General features: G+C 71.1%; 21 protein-coding genes. 13 read left to right on the top strand and 8 right to left on the bottom strand.

The window, feature by feature from the left end:
• Positions 1-52: 52 nt before the first annotated feature.
• The 7 genes from ACFQ6S_RS03960 (at position 53) to ACFQ6S_RS03930 (ending at position 9,041) form a co-directional block, all read left to right on the top strand.
• On the top strand, positions 53-868 hold the full coding sequence (locus tag ACFQ6S_RS03960) for an ABC transporter ATP-binding protein (RefSeq protein WP_383404308.1): 816 nt from the start codon (positions 53-55) through the stop codon (positions 866-868).
• Positions 869-896: 28 nt separating this feature from the next.
• Positions 897-1,925, top strand: coding sequence for an ABC transporter substrate-binding protein (locus ACFQ6S_RS03955; RefSeq protein WP_383403035.1), 1,029 nt, complete (start codon positions 897-899; stop codon positions 1,923-1,925).
• 106 nt (positions 1,926-2,031) lie between these two features.
• The gene (locus ACFQ6S_RS03950) at positions 2,032-3,207 is read left to right on the top strand and encodes an acetyl-CoA carboxylase biotin carboxylase subunit family protein (protein WP_383403033.1); all 1,176 of its coding nucleotides are present in this window, start codon (positions 2,032-2,034) and stop codon (positions 3,205-3,207) included.
• Positions 3,204-4,883 (top strand): IucA/IucC family protein, encoded by a 1,680-nt coding sequence (locus ACFQ6S_RS03945; protein WP_383403030.1) that lies wholly within the window; start codon positions 3,204-3,206, stop codon positions 4,881-4,883. The genes ACFQ6S_RS03950 and ACFQ6S_RS03945 overlap by 4 nt, the downstream gene beginning before the upstream one ends.
• Complete coding sequence (locus tag ACFQ6S_RS03940) at positions 4,880-6,064, top strand: MFS transporter (RefSeq protein ID WP_383403027.1); 1,185 nt, start codon at positions 4,880-4,882, stop codon at positions 6,062-6,064. Before ACFQ6S_RS03945 ends, ACFQ6S_RS03940 begins: the two co-directional genes overlap by 4 nt.
• Positions 6,064-7,845, top strand: a complete 1,782-nt coding sequence (locus tag ACFQ6S_RS03935) for an IucA/IucC family protein (RefSeq protein ID WP_383403024.1) — start codon at positions 6,064-6,066, stop codon at positions 7,843-7,845. The genes ACFQ6S_RS03940 and ACFQ6S_RS03935 overlap by 1 nt, the downstream gene beginning before the upstream one ends.
• Positions 7,842-9,041 carry a type III PLP-dependent enzyme gene (locus tag ACFQ6S_RS03930; protein WP_383403021.1) on the top strand — a complete coding sequence of 400 codons (1,200 nt, stop codon included), beginning with the start codon at positions 7,842-7,844 and terminating at the stop codon, positions 9,039-9,041. The genes ACFQ6S_RS03935 and ACFQ6S_RS03930 overlap by 4 nt, the downstream gene beginning before the upstream one ends.
• A gap of 79 nt (positions 9,042-9,120) precedes the next feature.
• Here the strand turns inward: ACFQ6S_RS03930 and ACFQ6S_RS03925 are convergent, their stop codons facing one another.
• Positions 9,121-9,429, bottom strand: a complete 309-nt coding sequence (locus ACFQ6S_RS03925) for a hypothetical protein (protein WP_383403020.1) — start codon at positions 9,427-9,429, stop codon at positions 9,121-9,123.
• 169 nt (positions 9,430-9,598) lie between these two features.
• On the opposite strand from ACFQ6S_RS03925, the gene ACFQ6S_RS03920 reads away from it, so the two are divergent.
• Entirely contained in the window at positions 9,599-9,964 is a 366-nt protein-coding gene (locus tag ACFQ6S_RS03920) for a nuclear transport factor 2 family protein (protein ID WP_383403017.1), read from the top strand.
• A gap of 56 nt (positions 9,965-10,020) precedes the next feature.
• Here the strand turns inward: ACFQ6S_RS03920 and ACFQ6S_RS03915 are convergent, their stop codons facing one another.
• The 3 genes from ACFQ6S_RS03915 to ACFQ6S_RS03905 all read right to left on the bottom strand — a co-directional run bounded on the left by ACFQ6S_RS03915 (position 10,021) and on the right by ACFQ6S_RS03905 (position 12,975).
• Positions 10,021-11,193, bottom strand: coding sequence for an alanine--tRNA ligase-related protein (locus ACFQ6S_RS03915; RefSeq protein ID WP_383403015.1), 1,173 nt, complete (start codon positions 11,191-11,193; stop codon positions 10,021-10,023).
• A gap of 266 nt (positions 11,194-11,459) precedes the next feature.
• Positions 11,460-12,449, bottom strand: a complete 990-nt coding sequence (locus tag ACFQ6S_RS03910) for a CU044_5270 family protein (protein ID WP_383403012.1) — start codon at positions 12,447-12,449, stop codon at positions 11,460-11,462.
• On the bottom strand, positions 12,442-12,975 hold the full coding sequence (locus tag ACFQ6S_RS03905; RefSeq protein WP_383403010.1) for an RNA polymerase sigma factor: 534 nt from the start codon (positions 12,973-12,975) through the stop codon (positions 12,442-12,444). The genes ACFQ6S_RS03910 and ACFQ6S_RS03905 overlap by 8 nt, the downstream gene beginning before the upstream one ends.
• Before the next feature lie 105 nt (positions 12,976-13,080).
• On the opposite strand from ACFQ6S_RS03905, the gene ctaD reads away from it, so the two are divergent.
• Together ctaD and ACFQ6S_RS03895 are read left to right on the top strand one after the other, a co-directional pair.
• Positions 13,081-14,700 carry a cytochrome c oxidase subunit I gene (gene ctaD / locus ACFQ6S_RS03900; RefSeq protein ID WP_383403007.1) on the top strand — a complete coding sequence of 540 codons (1,620 nt, stop codon included), beginning with the start codon at positions 13,081-13,083 and terminating at the stop codon, positions 14,698-14,700.
• Complete coding sequence (locus tag ACFQ6S_RS03895) at positions 14,697-15,020, top strand: hypothetical protein (protein ID WP_383403004.1); 324 nt, start codon at positions 14,697-14,699, stop codon at positions 15,018-15,020. Before ctaD ends, ACFQ6S_RS03895 begins: the two co-directional genes overlap by 4 nt.
• Positions 15,021-15,030: 10 nt before the next feature.
• Here the strand turns inward: ACFQ6S_RS03895 and ACFQ6S_RS03890 are convergent, their stop codons facing one another.
• On the bottom strand, positions 15,031-16,995 hold the full coding sequence (locus tag ACFQ6S_RS03890) for a ricin-type beta-trefoil lectin domain protein (RefSeq protein WP_383403001.1): 1,965 nt from the start codon (positions 16,993-16,995) through the stop codon (positions 15,031-15,033).
• Positions 16,996-17,195: 200 nt separating this feature from the next.
• Between ACFQ6S_RS03890 and ACFQ6S_RS03885 the strand changes: the two genes are divergently transcribed.
• Positions 17,196-18,407, top strand: coding sequence for a glycosyltransferase (locus ACFQ6S_RS03885; RefSeq protein WP_383404306.1), 1,212 nt, complete (start codon positions 17,196-17,198; stop codon positions 18,405-18,407).
• 101 nt (positions 18,408-18,508) lie between these two features.
• Complete coding sequence (locus ACFQ6S_RS03880; RefSeq protein WP_383402999.1) at positions 18,509-18,835, top strand: hypothetical protein; 327 nt, start codon at positions 18,509-18,511, stop codon at positions 18,833-18,835.
• A gap of 35 nt (positions 18,836-18,870) precedes the next feature.
• On the opposite strand, the gene ACFQ6S_RS03875 is transcribed toward ACFQ6S_RS03880, so the two are convergent.
• A complete protein-coding gene (locus ACFQ6S_RS03875) occupies positions 18,871-19,533 on the bottom strand; it encodes a TetR/AcrR family transcriptional regulator (protein ID WP_383402996.1) in 663 nt (220 codons plus the stop codon).
• 185 nt (positions 19,534-19,718) lie between these two features.
• Between ACFQ6S_RS03875 and ACFQ6S_RS03870 the strand changes: the two genes are divergently transcribed.
• The gene (locus tag ACFQ6S_RS03870) at positions 19,719-20,969 is read left to right on the top strand and encodes a YncE family protein (RefSeq protein WP_383402993.1); all 1,251 of its coding nucleotides are present in this window, start codon (positions 19,719-19,721) and stop codon (positions 20,967-20,969) included.
• Here ACFQ6S_RS03870 and ACFQ6S_RS03865 read toward each other — a convergent pair whose 3' ends face one another.
• Positions 20,970-22,169 carry a nucleotide disphospho-sugar-binding domain-containing protein gene (locus tag ACFQ6S_RS03865; RefSeq protein ID WP_383402991.1) on the bottom strand — a complete coding sequence of 400 codons (1,200 nt, stop codon included), beginning with the start codon at positions 22,167-22,169 and terminating at the stop codon, positions 20,970-20,972.
• Positions 22,166-22,957 carry a MerR family transcriptional regulator gene (locus ACFQ6S_RS03860; RefSeq protein WP_383402989.1) on the bottom strand — a complete coding sequence of 264 codons (792 nt, stop codon included), beginning with the start codon at positions 22,955-22,957 and terminating at the stop codon, positions 22,166-22,168. The genes ACFQ6S_RS03865 and ACFQ6S_RS03860 overlap by 4 nt, the downstream gene beginning before the upstream one ends.
• Positions 22,958-22,990 lie beyond the last annotated feature (33 nt).

Genomic DNA, 22,990 nt, shown 5'->3' with positions numbered 1-22,990 from the left:
CCGGACGGCCGGCGTACCCACCGAACCCCCCACCGGTCCCCAGGAGCCGCACATGACCACCGCCAACCAGCTCGCCACCCACGGCCTCGATCTGCGCTACGGGGACCGTGTCGTGGTCGGTGGCCTCGACCTGACCCTTCCGGGCGGGGCGGTCACAGCCATCGTCGGCCCCAACGCATGTGGAAAGTCGACCCTGCTGAGGGGCCTGAGCCGGCTGCTCGCGCCGGCGGCCGGGACCGTCATGCTCGACGGCGCCGACATCCACCGCATGTCCGCGCGGGCGCTCGCCCGTCGCATGGGCCTGCTGCCACAGCAGCCGGTCACGCCGGAGGCGATCACCGTGGAGGCGCTGGTCCGGCTGGGCCGCTATCCGCACCAGCGGCTGCTGAGCCCCTGGTCGGCCGCCGACCAGAAGGCGGTGGACGGGGCCCTGGAGCGCACCGGCATGGCTCCCCTGCGCGACCGGCCCGTCGACCGGCTGTCCGGCGGTCAGCGCCAACGCGCCTGGATCGCGCTGGCGTTGGCCCAGGACACCGAGCTGCTCCTGCTCGACGAGCCCACCACCTTCCTCGATCTGCGGCACCAGCTCGATGTCCTCGACCTGGTCGCCGCGCTGCACGCCGAGGCGGGCCGCACCGTGGTGATGGTGCTGCACGACCTCGGACAGGCCGCCCGCTACGCGGACCACATGGTCGTCCTCAAGGACGGCCGACTCGCCGCCGCCGGCGCCCCGGCGGACGTACTCGACGCGGAACTCGTCAGGTCCGTGTTCGACGTGGACTGCCGGGTGATCCCCGACCCGGAGACCGGCACCCCGCTGGTCGTCCCCAAAGCCAGCGCGGTGCGGCATTCCGCCGCGACCGCCTGAGCACTCCCCACTCACAGAAAGACCCCCCATGTTCAAGCGATCCCCCCTGCGCGGATTCGGCCGGCTGATCGCCGTGCTGCTCGCCGTCGTGCTCGGTACGGCCGTGCTGGCCGCCTGCGGCAGTGAGGACTCCGCCAAGGAGAGCGACACGGCGAAGGCGGCCGGCGACGGCTCCGCCTTCCCGCGCACCCTCAAGACCGTGATGGGTGACGTGAAGATCCCCTCCCAGCCCCAGCGGGTCGTCGTCCTCGACACCGGCGAGCTGGACGACGTCACCCTGCTCGGCATCGACCCGGTCGGCGCGGTCGCCCCGCACTTCAAGACCGAGGGCGGCTTCCCGACGTACCTCAAGGGCGAGTTGAAGGACACCGTCGACGTCGGCCCGCTGCTGGAGCCGAACCTGGAGAAGATCGCCTCGCTCAGGCCCGATCTGATCCTGTCCTCGAAGGTCCGGCACGAGAAGGTCTACGACAAGCTCAGCGCCATCGCCCCGACCGTGTTCACCGAGACCACCGGCGGTGTCTGGAAGGAGAACCTCAAGGTCCACGCCGAGGCGCTGGGCCTGGAGAAGGAGGCCGCGGCCAAGCTCAAGGAGTACGAGACGCAGGCCGAGGCGCTCGGTGAGGCCATCAAGGCCACCGAGAAGAAGGACGGCGCCACCATGCCGACCGTGTCCGTGGTCCGCTTCATCGCCGGGCCGACCCGCCTCTACCAGTCCAACTCCTACAGCGGTGTCGTCCTCGACGACATCGGCTTCCGGCGCCCGAAGTCGCAGATCTCGAACGACCCCCAGGTCACGATGAAGGACGTCAGCCCCGAGCAGATCGACCAGGCCGACGCCGACCTGATCTTCGTCACCGCCGCCGACGTCGAGGACAAGACCCAGAAGCAGCAGGTCGTGTCCAACCCGGTGTGGAAGGACCTCCCGGCCGTGCGGGACGGCAAGGTCTTCGAGGTCCCGGACGAGACATGGATGTCCGGCATCGGCGTCCAGGCCGCCGAGCAGATGCTGAAGGACGTGGCGAAGGCCGCGGGCGTGACGCTCCCGGCGAAGTAACTGCCGCTGCCCCTTCGGGGCGGGCCGGGCCCCGTCGGCCCCCGCAACCGGCTGATGGCCCGGCCCGCCCCAACCCCCACCCGCTAGCGGAAGTTGTTGCACTCCCATGCGTCTGTATCTGCTCGCCCTCAATCCGACCGACTCCGTCACCGAGGGCTTCCTGCCCGCCGCGGCCCGCCTCGGCCTGGACGTCACCGTCCTCACCGACCAGCCCGACGCCCACCGCCGCACCTACCCGGACCTCGAGATCCTGGAGTGCGACGTCCGTGACTTCGCGGCCGTGATCACCCGGGTCTCCACCCATCACACGCCCGACGCCGTCTTCACCAACAGCGACCACCTACAGACCCAGGCCGCCCTGGCCGCCGCCTACTTCGGTCTCCCCGGCAAGGACTGGCGAGCCACCCTGCGCTGCAAGGACAAGGCCGAGATGCGCCGCCATCTCGCCACGGCCGGTGTGGACACCGTCTGGTCCGCCGAGCTGACCGAACCGGTCGCGCCCGGCGACGCCCCGTACCCCTGTGTCGTCAAGCCGCGCGAGGGCGTGGCCAGCGAGGACGTCGTCCTCGTCGACGGCCCGGAGGAACTGGTGGCGCACACCAAGGAGATCCTGAACCGCCGTCCGGGCGCCGTCCTGGTCGTCGAGGAATACTTCCCCGGCGAGCTGTTCACCCTGGAGACCCTCGGCGACGGACAGGTCCGCCATGTCCTGGGCGGCTTCCACACCGAGCTCTCGCCGCCGCCGTACTTCATCGAGGAACGGCTCACCTTCGTCCCCGGCCACCCCGAGCCGGTTCTCGCGCAGGTCCTCGGGCAGCTGGACGCGCTGGGCGTCGGGTTCGGGGCCTGCCACACCGAGTTCGTGGTGCAGGCGGGGCGGGCGCGGATCATCGAGGTCAACTACCGTGCCATCGGCGACCAGTGCGATCTGCTGCTGGCCCGGCTGCTGCGGGTCCCGCTCTTCGAGCACATCCTGCGCACCCATCTGGGCGAGCCGCTCCCGGCCGACCTCGGCGCCAGCCGGGACGGCGCCGCCCGTCTGGAGTACCCGTGTGCCGACCGCGCGGGCACCCTCGTCGCCGCCCCCGACGCCGCCGAACTCGACGTCGACGGCGCTCATCTGACGTACCGTCCGATGCGTACGGTCGGCGAGCGGCACGAGCTGTACCGCACCAACCGCGACTACCTCGGCGTTCTGCGCGCCACCGGCGACGACCGGGCGACGGTGGACCGGGCGGTGACGGCCTTCCTGGCCGAACGGCGCTGGGAGATCCAGCCGTGACCGCACCGGCCACCGCGAGGGACACCTGCGAGGCGGAACTCCTCACCCGTGTGCTCAGCGCTCTGCTGCGCGAGGACGTGGTCGGGCTGCGCAGCCGCGGCACAGCGGTGGAACAGTCGGACGGGCGCTGGATCCGGCTGCCGGCGGGGGACGACGCCCTGCTGCTGCCCGTCGTCGAGGACGGCTACCAGTGCGCGTACGCCGCCCGGCTTCCGCTGCTCGTTCGCGAGTCGGACGGTGCCGAGCTGACGTCCTGCGCCACCGTGCTGGGCGCTCTGCGGGCGCTCGCCGAGCCCGAGGACCGTGGCGGTTTCGACGCGTTCGCCGAGGAGTGCCGACAGACGCTGGCGACGATGCGGTTGCACGCGGCGACGCGCACCGAGGTCATGGAGCGGCTGAGCACCGGGCCGGGGCTCGGTGGCAGTTTGGCGTACGACACGCTCGCCGCTCACCTCGATCATCCGGTGTACCCGACGGCACGCGGCCGCGCGGGGCTCGATGAGGGGCAACTGCGCGCGTACTCCCCGGAGTTCCAGCCGCGCTTCGCGCTGCGCTGGATCGCCGTACCGCGGGACGCGGTCACCCTGGCGGGCACACTGCCGGAGTTCTGGCCGACGCCCACGAACCTCGGGCTGCGTGACATGGACGGCACGCATCTCCCGCTGCCCGTCCATCCCCTCACCCTCGACGCCGTGCGAGCCGCCGATCTGCCGCGGGGCACGGTGCTCGCCGCGCGGGCCCACCTGGACGTCGTCCCTACGCTGTCCATGCGGACCGTGGCGACGGTCGGCGATCCCTCCGCGCATCTCAAACTCCCCCTCGCCACCGCGACGCTGGGCCTGCGCAACAAGCGGACGATCAAGCCGGGCACGCTCGTCGACGGCGCGGTCGGGCAGCGGCTGCTGGAGGCGGTGATCGAGCGCGAGCCCCGGTTCCGGGACGTGATCCTGCACGCCGACGAGACGACGTACGCCCACGCCGGGCACGAACTGCTCGCCGTGCTGTGCCGCCGCTACCCGGCCGGTCTCGACGACGCCGTGGTGGTGCCGATGGCGGCGCTGCTCGCCGAGGCTCCCGGCGGAGGGCTGGTCGTCGACGATCTCGCCGACCGCTTCTACGGCGGCGACCCGCTCGCCCTGCTGGACGCCGCCCTCACCCTGCTGTTCGACTGGCAGACCACGCTGTTCGGCCACGGCATCGCCCTGGAGTCGCACCAGCAGAACGTCTCCCTGGTGCTGCGGCCCGGCAGCCTGCGGCTGCTGTTCAAGGACAACGACGGCCCGCGCGTCAACACCCGACGACTGAACGCCGTGTTGCCGGGGCCGTGGCCCTTCGACGACGCACGGATCTTCGGCACGGACGACGGACCGGTCGCCGACCTGTTCACCACGATCACCGTGCACCTGTGCGCGGGGGCATACGCGTTCGGACTCCCCCGCCATCGCGCCGCCCTGCTGGATCTCGTACGGCGGCGGCTGGCGGAGGCCGTCGACCGGCTCGGCGGCGACGCGGCGGACGCGCTGCGCGCCCGTGTGCTTCAGGCGCCGGAGCTGCCGGTGAAGGCGATGGTGTCGGCCGGGACGCTGCTGTCCAAGGAGCGGTCGGGCGCGGACGACGTCAACAAGCACTACACGACCGGCCCCAACTACCTGCTGCCGTACGGGGGTTCCGCATGAGCGCCGAAGCACTGCGGATGCCCGCCTTCGGACGCGGGCAGGTGCACACGCTGGCGGGCTGCTACTTCGTGGCGTCGTTCGCCGCGCTCGGCCTGCCGCCGTATCTCACCGAGATCCTGCCGGAGCTGGGCGACCGGAACGCCCGCTGGGCGGGGGTGCTCTATGTCGTACCGACGGTGTTCGGCGCACTCGGCGCCCCGCTGTGGGGGCGGCTCGCCGACCGGTTCGGCCGCAAACGACTGCTGCTGCGCGCCCAGTTGGGGCTGGCGGTGGCCTTCCTGCTCGCGGGCTGGGCGGACTCGCTGGCGACCTTCACGCTGGCCCTGGTGCTCCAGGGCATCCTCGGCGGCACTTTCGCCGCGTCCAACGGCTATCTGGGCGCGACTCTGGAGGGTCCGGCACTGTCCAGGGCGCTCACCCTGATGCAGGGCAGCGCGCGGGCCGCTCTGGTCGCCGCGCCGATCGTGGTCGGTTCGCTGTCGGGCTGGCTGTCGCCGCACCGGCAGTACGCCCTGCTCGCCGTACTGCCGCTGACGGCCGCGCTGTTGCTGGCCGCGCTGCCCGAACCCGACGGGGCGGCGGAGCCGGAGCGAATACCCGAGGGGGCCGACGCCGCGCCCCCGATCGTCCCGCTGAAGGCCCTGTACGCCCTGGAGTTCGCCTTCGTGTTCTCGACCGTCATCTCGTTCCCCTATCTGATCGAACTCGTGGAAGTCCGGCTGCCCGGCACCTCCCCGGCGCTGTCCGGCGTCCTCTTCGCCCTGCCGCACCTGTGCTATCTGCTGACCGCGCTGGCCGTGCACTCCGTGTTCCGGCACCGCCCCAGGAGCGGGCTGGCGCTCGGCTTCGCCTGTATCGCGCTCGGCCTCGCCGGGCACGGGGTCGCCGGGTCCCTGGCCGCGCTGGTCGCCGTTCGGCTGCTGCTGGGCGCGGGACTCACGCTCGGGCTGGTGTGTCTGTCGGTGCTGGCCGCCGACTGCGCCAAGGGCCGGGCGCCCGGCGGGCTGTTCGGTTCGCTGGAGTTCTTCTCCAAGGCCGGCGCGGTCGCCGCCGGCATGGCCGCGGCGGCGGGCAGCGCCCGCTACGGGCCTGCCGCACCCGTGCTGATCGGCGGTACCGCCGCCGCCGTCACGGCCACTGTTCTCCCCACACTGCACCTGCGCACCCGCTGGAGCCGTTGATGCCCTCCCTGACCGACTCGCTCGGGACTCCTCCCAAGCTCTCGTCCCCGACCGAGCAGAGCGATCCCCCCTTGTCCGCCCGCGCCGGCCTGCCCAGCGCCGACGAGGCGGTGGCCCACACCCTCCTCAACTGTCTTCTGCGCGAGGTCTCCGGCCCCGAGCACCAGTCCGTCGTGACCGACGGCCGTCTGCTGCTGCGGCTGCCCCGCCGCGGGGTCCTGCTGCGGGTCGCTCTGCGCCGTACGTCGCTGCTCGGTGCGCACCGCTTCACCGGGCCGGTGAGCGAGCAGCGGGGCGGCGTCTGGGCGGAGGTGGACTGGCGCCGTCTCGCCCAGTACAGCCATGACGAGCTGTCGCTGCGGACGGGCGTGCGCAACGAGGAGTTCCTGGAGCAGATCGCCTCCAGCCACGACGCCGTCGAGACCGCCCTCGGCGCCCTGGGCACGGCCCGCCCGACGGACGACCGGCTCTCCGCCTACCTCGCCTCCGAGCAGTCCCTGTTCTTCGGCCACCGCTTCCACCCCACGCCGAAGGCTCGCACGGGCGATCCACGGGCCTGGGCCGCCTACGCGCCCGAGGGCGGCGCGTCCTTCCCGCTGCGGCACCTCGCCGTGCGCGCCGAGCTGATGGCCGAGGAGTACACCGACCCCGCGGCCCTCGCCCCGCTGGACCGTCAGCGCCCGGACGTCCCCGACGGCTACCGGCTTCTGCCCGCCCACCCCTGGCAGTACGAGACCCTCCGCGAACACCCGCTGCTGCGCGCCGCCCTGGAACGCGGTGACGTCCTGGACCTGGGCCGCGGCGGGAAGCCGTTCGCCGCCACCGCGTCGGTGCGCACGCTGTACGACGGGGAGTCCTTCCTGAAGTTCAGCCTGAATGTGCGCATCACCAACTGCCTGCGCAAGAACAGCAGTTACGAACTGTCCGGCGCCGTCGCCCTCACGCGCGCCCTGGCCCCGGCCTTCACCGACCTCGCCGAACGCTTCCCCGGCAGCGACATGCTCCGCGAGCCCGCCTACCGCACCCTCGCCCTGCCCGGCCCCGACGGCACACCGGACCGCGCGCTGCTGGAGGGCTTCGGCGTGATCGTCCGCGAGGGCCTGCCGAGCCGGCTCGCCCCGGGCGCCACCGCCCTGCTCGCGGCGGCCGTCGCCGACGAGTACCCGACCGGCGCCGCGCACATCTCCCGGCTCCTCGCCGGAGCGGACGAACGGACGGCCCTGGACTGGTGGTCGGCGTATCTCGGTCTCCTCGTCCCCCCTGTCCTGTCCGCCTACTTCGACCACGGCCTGGTCCTGGAGCCGCACCTCCAGAACGTGCTGATCTGCGTCGACGGCGCGGGCCGGCCCGCCCAGGTCCTCTTCCGCGACCTGGAGGGCACCAAGCTGGTCCCCGACCACCACGAGGACACCCTGGGCGCGCTGCCGCCCGAGGTCGCGGGGCCGATGACGTACGACGCACAGCGCGGCTGGGACCGCGTCGTCTACTGCCTGCTGGTCAACCATGTCGCCGAGCTGCTCGCCGCCCTCGCCGACCTGCACCCGCGGGCGGAGGCCGCGCTGTGGGCCCGGGTACGCGACACGGTCCGGGCGTACGCCGGCGACCACGGCTGCCCGCCCCGGCTGGCCGCCCTCCTCGCCGGGGTGCCCCTGCCCGCCAAGGCCAACCTCCTGACCCGCTGGGAACGCAAGGCCGACCGGGAGGCGGGATACATCCGGCTGCCGTCGCCGCTCGCGGAGGACATCCTCCGCGACACGACGACGGGGAGCACGGCCCGATGACACAGCCCACGCCCGCGGTCCGCGACCGCGTCATGTCCCTCTCCTCGGCCGAACTTCCCGCGTACGTGTACGACTTGACGGCCCTGCGCAGCCACGCCGCCACCGTGCGGGCGGCCCTCCCCGAGCGGGTCGAGCTGTACTACGCCGCCAAGGCCAACCCGGAGCCGGAGATCCTCGCCGCGCTCGGCCCGTACGTCGACGGCTACGAGGTCTCCTCGGGCGGTGAACTCTCCCATGTCGCCCGGGCCGTACCGGGACGACCGCTCGCCTTCGGCGGTCCCGGCAAGACACCGGAGGAGGTGACGGACGCCCTGGCGGAAGGGGTCGAGCGCTTCCACGTCGAGAGCGAGTACGAGCTGCGCATGCTGGCCGAGCTGGCGCGTAGGGCTACGCCTGGGCGTCGAGTGGCGGTCCTGCCGCGCGTCAACCTGCCGGTGGCCGACGGGTCGCTGGCGGGCAGCTCACTCGCGATGGGCGGCCGGCCGACCCCGTTCGGCATGGATCCCGCTCGGGCCGAGCCGGTGATCCGGCTGCTGGCCGACGGCGCCTACCCACAGCTTGAACTGCGTGGCGTCCACGCCCACTTGGCCAGCGGGCTGCAGGCCGCGGAGCAGGTGGCGGTGGCCGAGTCCGTCGTCTCGTGGGCGACGGGCCTCGGGGTGCGGCTCGGCGAAGTGAACGTCGGCGGCGGCATGCACGTCGACTACGGCGACCCGGACCGCCGCTTCGACTGGACGGCCTACGGCACCGGGCTCGCCCGGCTGACCGAACGGCACCCGGAGCTGACCCTGCGCATCGAGCCGGGCCGGGCGCTCACGGCGTACTGCGGTTGGTACGCCACCGAGGTGCTGGATGTGAAGCCGAGTCACGGCGAGGAGTTCGCCGTGGTCCGGGGTGGCACACACCATCTGCGGACCCCGGCGGCCAAGGGGCACGACCAGCCGTGTTCCGTCCTGCCGGTGGACGGCTGGCCGCACCCCTGGCCGCGACCGGCCGCCGAGGGCGAGCGGGTCACCCTGGCCGGACAGCTGTGCACGCCGAAGGATGTCCTGGCCCGCCGGATGCCGGCCGTGGGGCTGAGGGCCGGGGACCGGGTGGCGTTCGCACTGGCGGGGGCGTATGCGTGGAACATCTCCCACCACGGCTTCCTGATGCACCCGAGGCCCGGCTTCCACTTCCTGGGTACCGCTGGGTAGACCGCACGTCACTCTCGGCACATACGAAAAGGGCCGCCCGGAAGCGGGCGGCCCTTGGGGGGTGCGGGCGGGCGGCGGCTCACACCTTGAGGGCGCCGGGCAGCATCCTGGTGACCGGGGTGTCGAGAGCCTTGACCTGCTGCGGCCGCTGCGCCCGGCTCAGCTCCTTGAGCTGGTCGAGCCGTGCCAGCTGGTCGGACGGGCGCGGCATCTTGGCCCGGCGGTCCGCGGGAACACCGGTCGTCGCGAGCGAGTCGAGCGTGGTCACGGGGTTGAGCATGCCGGCGCTCGGGGCGTCCGCCGGGGCCGCGTTCGCCAGCGGAGCGGCGAGGCCGGTGACACCGGCCGCGAGACCAACGGCAGCGACGATACGTCGTGTTGAGATCATGCTTTCCGCAACGCGGGCGGCCGCCACGAGACACGGCCGGGCGGCCCCCCTCACCCGTCAGGCCCAGCGCACCGGCAGCGCTTGCCGAGCCCGGCGGTGCGGAGGACTCTCGGAGGTGAGGCCCTCGCGGCCGCCCCTCGTCCTGCCGCGGGCCTCGGAGGAGGTCACCATGGGCACCGCCGCAACCCCGGCGTTCGACACCGAAACACTGCGCAGCGCCGTCGAAGGACAGAACCCGGACACGCTTCTGTCGCTCTACACGGACGACGCCGAGATCCGCGTCGTGAACCGCAACGCGCAGCCGAGCCACCCGAAGGTGATGACCGGCCGCAACCAGATCGCCGACATGCTCACCGATGTGTACAGCCGCGACATGACACACAAGCTGGAGGGATGCGTGATCCAGGGCGACCGCGCCGCCTACAGCGAGTCCTGTGAGTACGCGGACGGCGTGCGGGTCATGTCCGAGTCGATGATCACGCTGCGCGACGGCAAGATCTCCCAGCAGATCATCATCGAGGCATGGGACGAGTAGAAAGGGAGCAGAGAAGGTCCAGGCCGGCTCGGAGCCGGCCTGGACCTTCTCGTCCGTCATGGCGTGCGGAGCGTCGTGATCAGATCGCGGGGCAGCCCGTGGGTGTCGTGCAGGTAGCGGTAGTCCTCGTCGCTGAGCCGGCCCTCGAACTCCGGCTTGCCCAGCACGAGGCGCCCGCGTTCCAGGAGCCTGCCGAACCTGCGTTCCTCCCCCTCCAGCACCTCGCGCACCGTGCCGGTGCCACAGGTCTGACGGAAATGGTCCAGGGTGTGCCGGAGGACCTCCCCGGGCAGGTCGGACAGTGTGCGCGAGGGGTCGTCGCGCCACAGTGTGGTGAGGACACGGCGGATCAGCCGGCGGAGCACGTAGCCGTGTCCCGTGTGGGAAGGCCGTACGCCGTCGCCGATGACGACGACACTTGAGCGCAGGTGGTCGCAGACCAGACGGGTCGAGGATTCGTCCAGGGGCCACAGAGGTGGCATGAGCCGCATCCAGGGTTCGAACAGGTCGCTGTCGTAGACCGAGCCGTGGCCCTGGAGGACGCAGACGAGTCGCTCCAGTCCCATGCCGGTGTCGACACCGGGCTGCCGAAGGGACCGTAGGCGGCCGTCCTCGTCACGGCGGTGGCGCAGGCTCACATGGTTCCAGACCTCCACCCACCGCGGGTCGGTGGTGGGGCTGCCCTGGGGTGGCGTGCCCGGGTCACCGGTCCAGACGAAGATCTCCGAGTCGGGACCGCACAGGCCGACGGGGCCGTGGGACCACCAGTTCTCGTCGTGGGTCGGCTCCACGGGCAGGCCCAGGTCCCGCCAGGTGTCCAGCGATTCACTGTCGGGGCCGACCTCGTCGTCGCCACCGAAGACGGTGACGTGCATCAGCCCCGGCGGGATCCCGAATCCGTCGCGCAACAGCTCGTATCCCCAACGCAGGCTCTGGGAAAGGCCGTAGTCGCCCAGGGACCACGAGCCGAGCATCTCGAACACGGTGAGGTGTGTGCGGTCGCCGACCTCGTCCAGGTCGGTGGTGCGCAGACAGCGCTGGAGGCTGAGCAGGCGTCGGCCCTGTGGATGCCGCCGCCCTTCCAGGTACGGCGTCAGCGGATGCATGCCCGACGTGGTGAACAGCACCGGGTCGGAGGACGGTGGCAGGAGTGTGCCGCCGGTGACGGGCTCGTGTCCGCGCTCGCGGTAGAAGTCGTTGAACGTGCGGACGATCTGATCGGTGTTCATCATGGCGTTCCTTCGGGTCAGGGACCGGAAAGAGCCGCGCAGAGATGCGACCGGGAAGGAGAAGGCACACATCGGCGGTCCGTTTCCGGCCGCCGGGTGGAATGGGGTCAGGCGTCGGCAGCCGACGAGCTGGTCGCTCGCGCGGCTGCGGCGTGAATGTGCCTGATGACCTTCATGGGAGCGACGCTAACAGCCGCCGCCTGATCCGTCTCCGCAATTTCCTGCCGAGGGAGGGCAAAGAGGGAGGGCAAAGGTGAGGTCAGCGGTCAGCGCATCCAGGCGCTGTACGTCATCACCTCACCGGCCTTCACGCCGAACCGGGGGTCGTCCCGGGTGAAGGTGACCTCCAGCCCCAGGACGGCACCGTTGGCGGGATCCATGATCAGCATCCGGCGGCTGTCGTCACCCTTGTACACGTACGCCTGCCCGCGCCGGCCCAGCCGGTCCGTCACCTGGCCGACGGGCCGTAGTCCCTCGGCGTCCGCCAGCAGACGGGCCAGCGCGGCCGACTCGCGGGGGCCGAGGGTCCAGTGGTCGAGCAGGGTCTTGGTGGCGTCGAGGAGCTCGGCGGTAGACAGTGGCCGCGAGTGGTCGGACAGGAAGGCGCGCTCCGCTTCCTCCAAGTAGTCGTGCAGGGCCGCGGCGTCGTGCGGCGGCGGGGACTCGGGCGGCGCGTCGCTCCAACTCCGCGGGTACGTCCGCCTGCTGAGTACGTGGCCGTCGTCGACCAGACGCGGTTCACCCCCCTCGTCCGTGAGGACCGGCCGGCCGGGGTGACGCGGGTCGGTCGCCACGACGATCTCCGTGTGGCTGTCGTCGTCGTTCCAGCGCACGATCGTCTCCTGCGGAAGGGTGACCGGCGGGTCCTGGTCGCTCATGGCCAGGCTCCATGACTGCACATGCGTGCCCTTGCGCAGTGCGGGCGAGCCCGCCGACGAAGCCTGCTCGGCACGCTCGGCCAGCCGTTCCAGGGAGACCGGCCTGGAGTCGGTCTGCACGATCAGCGGGCGCGGCGCGGCGACCGCGGGGGCGGTGGTCTGGCCGGTGAGCAGCAGTGCCGACACCAGCGTGGCGACCACGGCCGTGGCCGCGAGGCCCCACGCCAGCCGGGCACGTCGGCGGGGAGCGGGCGGGCGCTCGTGCAGCAGCCGGTTCAGATGCCGTTCGGCGTGGTGGTCCAGCGGGCCGTCGCCGTAGTGCGGGCCGTCGACCGGCACCGGGTTGGCTCGGCGCAGCAGTTCGAGTTCGTCAGCCATGGCTTCGTTCCTTGGACGCGGTCGCTGGGCTCGTACGGTCGATCTCGGCTCTCAGCCGGCGCCGGGCCCGGTGCAGCCGCATCGACGCGGCCCGGTTGCCGCAGCCGAGCGCGACGGCGAGTTCGTCGACGCCGAGTTCCTCCCAGGCGGTCAGCCGCAGCACCTCCTGGTCGGCCGGGGACAGCTGGGCCAGTGCCTCGTGCACCCAGGCGCCGGGCGCCTCGGTGTCGGGGCTGTCCACGATGTGCCGGCCGTGCGCGGCGTCGTCGTTGCCCATCCGGTCGACCAGCCGTCGGCGGCGCCCGTAGCCGCGTACCGCGTTCGCCAGGCAGTTGCGTGCCACGCCGTACAGCCAGGGCAGGGGGGCGGCCGGCAGGTCGGTCCGGCGGCGCCACGCCACGGTGAACACCTCCGCCACCACTTCCTCGACCTCACTCATGCGCCCGTCCAGTCGCCGCGCGACATAGCGGCTGACCGCCCAGTAGTGCTCGCGATAGGCAGCGGCGAAGGTCTCGTCGTTGCTCATGTTCCGTTCGTGTCCGGCACCCACCGGATCGTCACACCCGTTTCCGTGATTCTCGTCGCGTCCCCCGAGTGTGACGTGCGGCTCGGCTGCGGACACAGGCGGGGCGTGAAGAGGATCAATGACATCAAGGCGGTCCAGTGGCTGACCACCACGGATCACAAGACGATCGGCACGCTCTATCTGGTCACGTCGTTCGCGTTCTTCGTGATCGGTGGTGTGATGGCGCTGCTGATGCGCGCCGAGCTCGCCCGGCCCGGTCTTCAGATCATGTCGAACGAGCAGTTCAACCAGGCGTTCACGATGCACGGCACGATCATGCTGCTGATGTTCGCGACGCCGCTGTTCGCCGGCTTCGCGAACTGGATCATGCCGCTGCAGATCGGTGCGCCGGACGTGGCCTTCCCCCGGCTGAACATGTTCGCCTACTGGCTCTACCTGTTCGGCTCGCTCATCGCGGTCGGCGGCTTCCTCACCCCGGACGGCGCGGCCGACTTCGGCTGGTTCGCCTATGCACCGCTGTCCGACGCCGTGCGCAGTCCCGGTGTGGGCGCCGACCTGTGGATCATGGGCCTGGCCTTCTCCGGCTTCGGCACCATCCTCGGCTCGGTCAACTTCATCACCACCATCATCTGCATGCGCGCCCCCGGCATGACCATGTTCCGCATGCCGATCTTCGTGTGGAACGTGCTGCTGACCGCGGTGCTGGTCCTGCTCGCCTTCCCCGTCCTCGCGGCGGCGCTCTTCGCGCTGGAGGCGGACCGCAAGTTCGGCGCCCATGTCTTCGATGCCGCGAACGGAGGGGCGTTGCTATGGCAACACCTGTTCTGGTTCTTCGGGCATCCAGAGGTGTACATCATCGCGTTGCCGTTCTTCGGCATCATCAGTGAGGTCATCCCGGTCTTCTCCCGCAAGCCGATGTTCGGCTACATGGGTCTGATCGCGGCGACCATCGCCATCGCGGGCCTGTCCGTGACGGTGTGGGCCCACCACATGTACGTCACCGGCGGCGTCCTCCTACCGTTCTTCTCCTTCATGACGTTCCTCATCGCCGTACCAACGGGCGTGAAGTTCTTCAACTGGATCGGAACGATGTGGAACGGATCGCTGAGCTTCGAGACGCCCATGCTCTGGGCCTTCGGATTCCTGGTGACCTTTGTCTTCGGCGGCCTCACCGGCGTCATGCTCGCCTCACCGCCGCTGGACTTCCCGACCTCCGACACCTATTTCGTCGTGGCTCACTTCCACTACGTCATCTTCGGGACGGTGGTGTTCGCGATGTTCGCCGGCTTCCACTTCTGGTGGCCGAAGTTCACCGGCAAGATGCTCGACGAACGGCTCGGCAAGATGACCTTCTGGACGCTGTTCGTCGGCTTCCACGGAACGTTCCTGGTCCAGCACTGGCTGGGCGTGAACGGAATGCAGCGCCGGATTCCCGACTATCTGGCGGTGGAGGGGCTGACGACGCTCAACTCACTGTCGACCGTCTTCTCGTTCGTGCTCGGCGCGTCACTGCTGCCGTTCTTCTACAACATCTGGAAGACCGCGAAGTACGGCCAGAAGATCGAAGTCGACGACCCGTGGGGATATGGCCGCTCGCTGGAATGGGCGACGTCCTGCCCGCCGCCGCGCCACAACTTCCTGGCGCTGCCGAAGATCCGTTCCGAATCCCCGGCGTTCGATCTGCATCACTCGCCCGCGCCGGAGAAGGAGTTGACGACTCTGTGAGCGTCACCGACAAGTTCCTGAACGACATCGAAGGGCATCTGCTGCTCGCCGCGACCCGCGAGGAAGGCCGTACGGCCGCCGCACGTTTCAGCGCCCCGCTGTACTGGCTGACGGACGCGCAACGGGGCGAGGTGGAGCGGCGGTTCGAGGCGGAGTACCTCGCACTCGCCCGTGTCTCCTGGCAGCGCACGGCGGAGCGTGCCGGGAGACTGCGGGACGAGTACGAGGCGACGTACCGGGACCTGCGGCGCCGGCTGCTGGCCGGCTGGCTGCTGACCTGCGCCCTGGCCTTCGGTGTCCTCGTCGTGTGCCTCGCCTAGGCCTGCCGCCCTAGCTCACCGTCCACTTCTGGTTGCCCTGGCCGTTGCAGGTCCAGAGCACCAGTTTCGTGCCGTTCGCCGTGGCCGCGCCGTAGGCGTCCAGGCAGAGCCCGGCGTTGACGTTGGTGAGGGTGCCGTCGCTGCCCAGGTTCCACTTCTGGTTGTTCTGGCCGTTGCAGTCCCAGATGACGACGCGGGTGCCGTTGGTGGTGCCGAGGTTGTAGGCGTCGAGGCACTTGTTGCCGTAGACGACCAGTTCCTTGCGGGTGCTGTTGTACTGCCAGACCTGGTTCTGGCCGCCGTTGCAGTCCCACAGCTGGGCGTCGGTGCCGCCTGCGATGGTGTTGTCGTCGATGTCGACGCAGCGGCCGGACCCGGTACCCGTGATCTGGGTGCCGTTCCTGCCGGGCAGCGGCCGTACGACGATGCCCTCGAGGGTCGGGGCGCCCGAGAAGGCGATCGTGTTGGCGCTGCCCTTGGCGAGGGAGACGTTGACGGAGATGTTGCCCGGGCTGGATCCGGTCGGCGGGAGGGAGACCCTCGTGGAGGTCTGGCCGTTGACGGTGAGTGTGGCCGTGCGTGCCGTGGACGTGTTGTTGGTGTAGGAGACCTCGACCGTCTTCAGACCGGCGCTTCCCGCGACCACGCCGGAGAAGCTCGATGTGCCGCTGTAGGTGCTCGCGGACTGCTCGGTGCCGCCCGTGACCGTGAGCATCACGGAACCGCCCGCCGGGACGCCGGTGGTGTAACTCGTGCCGGTGGTGGCCACGTTCTGCCGGGCCCACAGGTCGCGGACGGTCGCGGAGGCGTTCGTCAGGCCGAGGTCGGACCAGCGGACGGTCATGTTCTGCGTGGTCGACGTGCGGTTGAGGAGGACGACGGCACGGTTGCCGCTTCCGGCCAGGACCTTGCCGTACACCTGGAGGCCGGTGGTGTCCTCGGCGACCTCGACGCCCTGGAGGCCGCGCGGGTCCTGGTCGACGGCGATGACCTCCGGGTTGGTGAGGATGCCCGTCGTCTCGGCGGTGAGGGTGGTGAGGTCCACGCCGGCGAGGAGCGGGGCGCCGGAGATGGCCCACAGGTTCATGTGGCTGCGGCTCTGGGCGGCGGTCAGGCCCGTCATGCCGACGACCATCATGTCGGGGTCGTTGTAGTAGCCGGTGTGCTGGGCCGTGGGGTGGATGTTGCGGTCGAAGGCGGTCAGGACGTTGCCGTACGACGGTGTGCCGCCGTGGAAGAAGATGTCCGTGTTCGTCCGCCACATCGGGCCCATGCCCGGCGCCCAGTTCCAGGGGTTGTCGTAGCCCCAGTTGCACAGCGAGAGGGCGAGCGGGCGGCCGGTGGTGGCGGTCGCGGACGCCACGGCGTCACTGATCGCCTGGTAGGTCGTCCTCGGGTCGAGGCCCTCGGCGTCCCCGCCGCACCAGTCGACCTTCACGAAGTCGAAGCCCCAGCGCGAGAACTGGAGCATGTCCTGCTCGTAGTGTCCCTCGCTGCCCGAGCCGGGCGCGGCCGGGCGGCCGGTCGGGAAGTAGTAGCCGCAGCCGTCCTTGCCGGCGTCGGTGTAGATGCCGGCCTTGAGGCCCTTGCTGTGGATGTAGTCGGCGATGGCCTTCATGCCGCCCGGCCACTCGGCCTCATCGATGGTGATGTTGCCGGCGCTGTCGCGGGTGCCCTGCCACCAGCCCTCGTCGATGTTGATGTAGTCGTAGCCGGCCTCGGGCAGTCCTGCCGCCACGAACGCGTCGACCTGCCGCTTGATGACGTTGTGGTCGACCTTCGCGGCGAACGCGTTCCAGGAGGCCCAGCCCATGGGCGCGCTGGGCACCGGGATCTGCCGTGCCGTCGTCGCCGCCCGGGCCGGTGCGGGGCCGGCGAACAGCAGGGCGGCCGTCGCGGCGAGCACGAGGACCAGGACCCGCGCGACGGCGGATCTGCGGCGGCGGACGGGGCCGACGCGAGGAGGGAGGTACATGCGGCTCCTTCATGCGGGGGATGACACAACACGTTCGTTATTTCGAACGAGAGTCGGAACATCGAACATGTGGCGCCGAAAGTAGAGCCACGGGAGGGGGAAGTCAACGGATGGGACAGACCTGAAGTCGCCCGTCGGCGCGGCAACTTGGCGCTCGCCAGGGCGGACGCCGCCATACTGGCGGGGTGCGTGTAGCGATCATGACGGTGGGTTCCCGGGGCGATGTGGCCCCCTACACCGGACTCGGGCACGCCCTGGTCCGGGCCGGACACGAGGTGACCCTGGTGACGCACGGCCGCTTCGAGCGGCTGGTGGCGGGATCGGGCGTGCGTTTCCATCCGCTGCCGCTGGATCCGCGCGCGGAACTGGAGTCCGCGCGCGGCCGGAGTCTGCACCGCAGCGGGACCGGCGTGGGCAAGCTCGTGCGCGTGGTGGGGTTGGCGCGGAACCTGGCCGGGCGGATGACCGACGACATGCTGGCGGCAGCGCGGACCAGCGACGTCCTGCTCCTGGCGGGCTCCACCACGCCGTTGGGGCACGCCATCGCCGAGGGCCTGTCCCTGCCCTGCGTCGACCTTCCTCTGCAACCGCTCGCCCCCACCCGGGAGTTCGCGCCGCCGATGCTCGGGGGCGGCTCCTGGGGCGGCTTCGGGAACCGGGTCGCCGGACATGGGGTGACCCTGGCCGTCGAGCGGGTCTTCTCGGCGGCCGTACCCGAGGCGCGCGCGAGGCTCGGGCTGCCCCGCACACGGCCCCGGGGCGAGCGAGGCGGCCCCGTGCTGCACGGCTTCAGCCCTCTCGTGGTGCCCCGGCCGTACGACTGGCGCCCGCATCTGCGCGTGACGGGCTACTGGTGGCCGTACGACGGCGAGACCCGACTCCCCCGCGAGCTACGGGACTTCCTCGACGCCGGCCCGCCGCCGGTCTTCGTGGGCCTGGGCAGCGCGACCGTGCCGGATCCGGCGCGGCTCAGCGCCGATGTCGTGCGCGCCGTGCGCAAGGCCGGGCTGCGGGCGGTGATCCAGCGGGGCTGGGGCGGGCTGGAGGCCGCCGGGGACGACGTGCTGACCATCGGCGAGGTGCCGCACTCGGCGCTGTTCCCGAGGATGGCCGCCGTGGTCCACCACTGCGGGGCGGGCACGACCGCCGCCGGGCTGCGGGCCGGGGTGCCGGCCGTACCGCTGCCGATCCAGTTCGACGAGGGCTTCTGGGCCGCCCGTCTGGTCGCCCTGGGGGTGGCGCCGCGCGCCGTCCCGCTGCGGAGGTTCACGGCCGAGGGGCTCACGGAGGCCCTACGGCAGGCGACCGAGGATCCTTCCTACGGCCGTCGCGCCCGCGGGCTGGCCGACGGGCTGCGCGCCGAGGACGGTGCGGCCCCGGTGCTCGACGCGGTGGACCGGCTCTCCGGCTGAATCGTCGTTCAGCTTCGTTCAGCATGCGTTCAGCGACGGCATCGCATCCTGGAACCGCAGGTGGGACCACACGCAGGGCGGGCGCGGCACAGGGAGCGGACATGGAACGCAAGGGCAAGTGGATCGTCGCGGGCGTGGTCTCGGCCGCGCTCATCGGCGGCGGCACCGGACTCGCCGTGGCCACGGCAGGCGGCGACGACTCCGAACAGCCCATCACGGGAAGCGCGCTCAGGAGTGCGAGCGCCGCCGCGCTGGAACACACCGGTGGCGGCAAGGTCACGGACACCGAGGTCGGCGACGAGGACGGGTACTACGAGGTCGAGGTCACATTGCCCGACGGCAAGCGGACCGATGTCCATCTGGACAAGGACTTCAAGGTCATCGGCAGCATGGCGGACAGCGAGAACGAACAGAACGAGGAGGACTGATCCCGGCGTCCCGCGGTGACGTCACGGCATGGGCGTCAGGGCGCGGCGAGCGGCGGCCCGGCCGGCTGGAGGATGCCCAGGAGGATGCGGACGAGTTCGTCGACCACCTCGTCGAGGGTCGCCTCCACCCAGCCCGCGCTCCAGTCGTGCAGCAGCCCGTTGACGCTGCCGATGAACGCCGTGGCGGCGAGGCGGTAGTCGCGCGGTGCCGCCTCCCCGCGCGCCACGGCGGCCGCCACCTCGGCGCAGACGAGGTCGATCCAGCGGGCGCGGCGGGCGAGCCGCTGCTCTTCCAGGCGGGGGCTGACGCCGACGATCTCGACGAACGTGATGCGGATGCGGCACGGGTCCGCGGTGACGTTCGCGGCGTAGGCACGGAAGATCACGGTGGCGCGTTCGGCGAGCGGCAGATCGACCGCCTCCGCCACCGCGGCCAGCACGGCCTCCTCCGCCCACGCGTTGACCTGGAGGTGGAGGGCGGCGAGCACATCCTCCAGGGTGCGGAACTCCTCGTAGAACTGACGGGTCGACAGTCCGGCGGCCTCGCTGAGTGCCGCCACGGTCGTGCCCCGGTAGCCGGGACTGTCGCCGAAGAGCCGCAGCGCCGCGTCGAGGAAGCGGCGGCGCCGCTCGGCCTGTCGCTCCTCGGCCGACTTGCCGCCATAGCGGCCGGTGGGCGCCTTGAGCCTGCCCGCCACACTGTCCTCCTGCCGCCTCGCCGACCTGTCGGTCAATTTTGTCGTGTACGCAGCCTTGTGGAGAAGGGCACCCCCTCCTTACTTTTCAGTAAGTTGATTCTGAAAGCACCAGTGTTCAGATTCATCGCGCTGCTTTGGCATGCCCCACTCATGACGCCCCGCCCCCTCAGAGGAAGAGAGCAGTCATGCCTGCCATCAGACCCAGGCACCTGTGCTCCGTAGCCGCCGCCCTCGCCCTGACCGTCACCGCCCCGGCGAGCGCCGCCAGCGCCGCCGACTCCTCCGCCGCCCTGCGTGAGGTGCTCTTCGTCGGCAACAACTGGGACGGCACCGCCGATGTCATCAAGTCCTCCGGCGACTTCGCGAAGATCGGCCGTGTCAACGTCGTCCCCGACAAGGACGAGCGGATGGCGGAGATCAACGCGAACCCGATCAAGTGGATCTACTTCATGGCGATCCGCAACAGCGTCGGTGAGGGCCACGACCAGTTCGTCGACGACATGTACTCGACGCCGGACGGGAAGTCCGTGGTCGTCTCGCGCCCGAGCTTCGCCGACGTGGTCTCCCTCGACCTCGCCACGGGTGCCGTCAACTGGCGCTTCCCCGTGTCCGGTTACCGCGCCGACCACATGGCGGTCTCCCCCGACGGCAAGCGGGTGGCCGTGTCGGCCTCGACCTCGAACACCGTGCACGTGCTGGACATCGAGAGCGGCAAGGAGCTGGGCAAGTTCACCACCGGCGACAAGCCGCACGAGAACATCTTCACCAAGGACGGCAAGTACATCTACAACATGGCGATCGGCGACGTGAACACACAGACCGACGCCCCCTGGCTGGACTGGACGAAGGGCGACCGGCGCGTCACCGTCGTCGATGCGACCACGTACCAGCAGGTCAAGGTCATCGACATGCGCCCGAAGCTGGACGCGATCGGCCTGACGGACTACTCCGACGCGGTCCGGCCCGCCGTGTTCTCGCCGGACGAATCGAAGCTCTACTTCCAGGTGTCGTTCTTCAACGGCTTCTTCGAGTACGACCTGGCCACCGAGAGGATCACCCGCACCAAGGCCCTGCCGAAGAACCCGGCGACCAGCGACGACCGCACCACCTTCGTCAACGACTCACGCCACCACGGCATCTCGATGAGCCCCGACGGCAGCAAGCTCTGTGTCGCGGGCACGATGGACGACTACGCGACCGTCGTCAACCGTTCCACGCTTCAGGAGGGTCCGCTCGTCACCGCCTCCAAGCCCTACTGGGCCACGGTCAGCGGTGACGGCAAGTCCTGCGTGGTCTCCGAGAGCGGCACCGACCAGGTCACGGCCATCGACTTCGCCACCGGCAAGAAGCAGGTGTCCGTCCCGGTCGGCGACCACCCGCAGCGGGTCCGGCTCGGCCATGTGGAGGCCGCCTGGACGAGTCCGTCCGCCGGCTGATCAGCCGAGGGCCTTCAGTACGGCCCCCACGCCGTCCTCGGTCGCCATGTGCCGCGCGGCGACCGAGGCGGCACGGGCGTACGACCGCTGCCGCACGGCCTGCCCGAGCGCGTCCGCGAGCCGCTCGGCGGTGAGGGACGCGAAGGGAATCGGATCGGGTGCCGCGCCGATCGCGGCGAGCCGTGCCGCCCAGAACGGCTGGTCCGCCGTCACCGGCACCGGGATCGCGGGCGCTCCGGCGCGCAGTGCGGCCGCCGTCGTCCCCGCCCCGGCGTGATGAACCACCGCGGCCACCCTCGGGAACAACAGCGCGTGCGGTACGTCGCCGATGGTCAGGATGTCCTCGCCGGCGACGGCGAGTCCCGCGCTGCCCGCCTGGACGACGCCGCGCAGCCCGGCGCGGCGCAGCGCCCGGACGGCGAGCTCGCCGAGCCGCTCGCCGTGCCCTGCCGCCATGCTGCCGAAGCCGATGAACACCGGGCGTGACCCGGCCGCGACGAAGTCCTCCAGTTCGGCGGGCAGTCGACGGTCCGGGGCGAGGCATGGCCACCAGTTGCCGACGACGTCGAGTCCCGCGCGCCAGTCGGCCGGGCGCGGCACCAGCGCCGTGCTGAAGCCGTGCAGGACGGGCCGGATCGCTCGCTCCTCGCGGCGGCGCGTCTCGGCCGGGGTCAGCGGCGGCAGGTCGAGGCGGCGGCGCAGTTCGGTGACGGCCTCGGTGTAGACCCGGTCGGCCATGCGCAGGGCGAAGCGTCCGGCGACGCGGTTGCCGAGCCGGCCGAAGGAGCGCGTTCCCATGACGGTGGGCGGGAAATCGCCCGTCGGGGCCGTGGGTTGGAGGGACGCGTCGATCGCCGGGATGCCCATGGCCTCGGCCACATGCCGGCCCAGCGGTGCCGTGGTGGTCGACAGCAGCAGCAGTTCCGTGTCCTGGTCCACCGCGTCGGCGAAGCCCCGGCCCAGCTCGGTGACGAACGCGGCCGCGGTGCGCATCAGTTCGCGCCGGCCTTCCACCCGGTCTCGGCCCTGCGGGCGGCTGGGAAGGCTCCGGAATCCCAGGCCGGCCTCCCCCACCAGTGGCGCGAAGGCGTCGGTGGTGGCGATCGTGACGTCGTGCCCGGCCTCGCGCAGACCGGCGCCGAGCCCCGTGTACGGTGCGACGTCGCCGCGTGATCCGGCGGCGGCGATCAGGATCCTCATCCGTCCTCCTCCTCACGATGCGTCCGGCGGGCCGCGTTGGCGTGCACGGCCCGGCGCAGATGGGCCGCGAGGCCCGGGCGTTGCTGCGACGGCGGTACGAGGAGCGCGAAGGCGCGCGGATCGGTGGCGAAGTCGTCCGCGATCCGCCGGTGCATGTCGGGCGGACAGGTGGTGAACCAGCGGGCGATGTGCAGCCGGTGCTCCTCGGCGAGGTCCATCGCCCGTTCGCCGTCGGCGGGCTCACCCTCGTCGAAGGCGGCGAGCAGCTCCGCGCGCCAGGCGGCGGCCTCGCCCATGAGCTGCCGCCAGTCCTCCTTGGTGTGGGCGGCGGCGCGCGCCATCGACTCCTTCTGCCCGGCCGAGTCCTGCCACTTGAGCTGGGCCTCGGTGGCGTAGGAGAGGTCGAAGGCGATCTCGCCGAAGACCTCGAAGCGCTCCTCGGGTGTCAGCTCCACGCCCGTCTGCCGGACCTGGATCGCCTGCTCGGCCACCTCGGCCAGCCGCCGCAGCCGGGCGATCTCCTCGGTCAGCTGCCGTACCCGGCCCCGGAGCTGTTCCAGGGCGTTGGCCTGCGGGTCCTTGAGGATCTCGGCGATCTCGTCGAGGGAGAAGCCGAGTTCACGGTAGAAGAGGATCTGCTGGAGCCGGGCGAGATCGGCGTCGTCGTACAGCCGGTAACCGGCGCCGCTGCGGCCACTGGGCGAGAGCAGTCCCGCCCGGTGGTAGTGGTGCAGCGTGCGCACGGTCACCCCGGCGAAGGCCGAGACCTGTCCCACGGAATAGCTCATTCACCTGCCCTTTCGTCGACTACAGCGTGCGGC

Source organism: Streptomyces sp. NPDC056479, from assembly GCF_042795335.1.
GTDB lineage: Bacteria > Actinomycetota > Actinomycetes > Streptomycetales > Streptomycetaceae > Streptomyces.
This window is presented reverse-complemented; position numbering and strand designations above follow the sequence as displayed.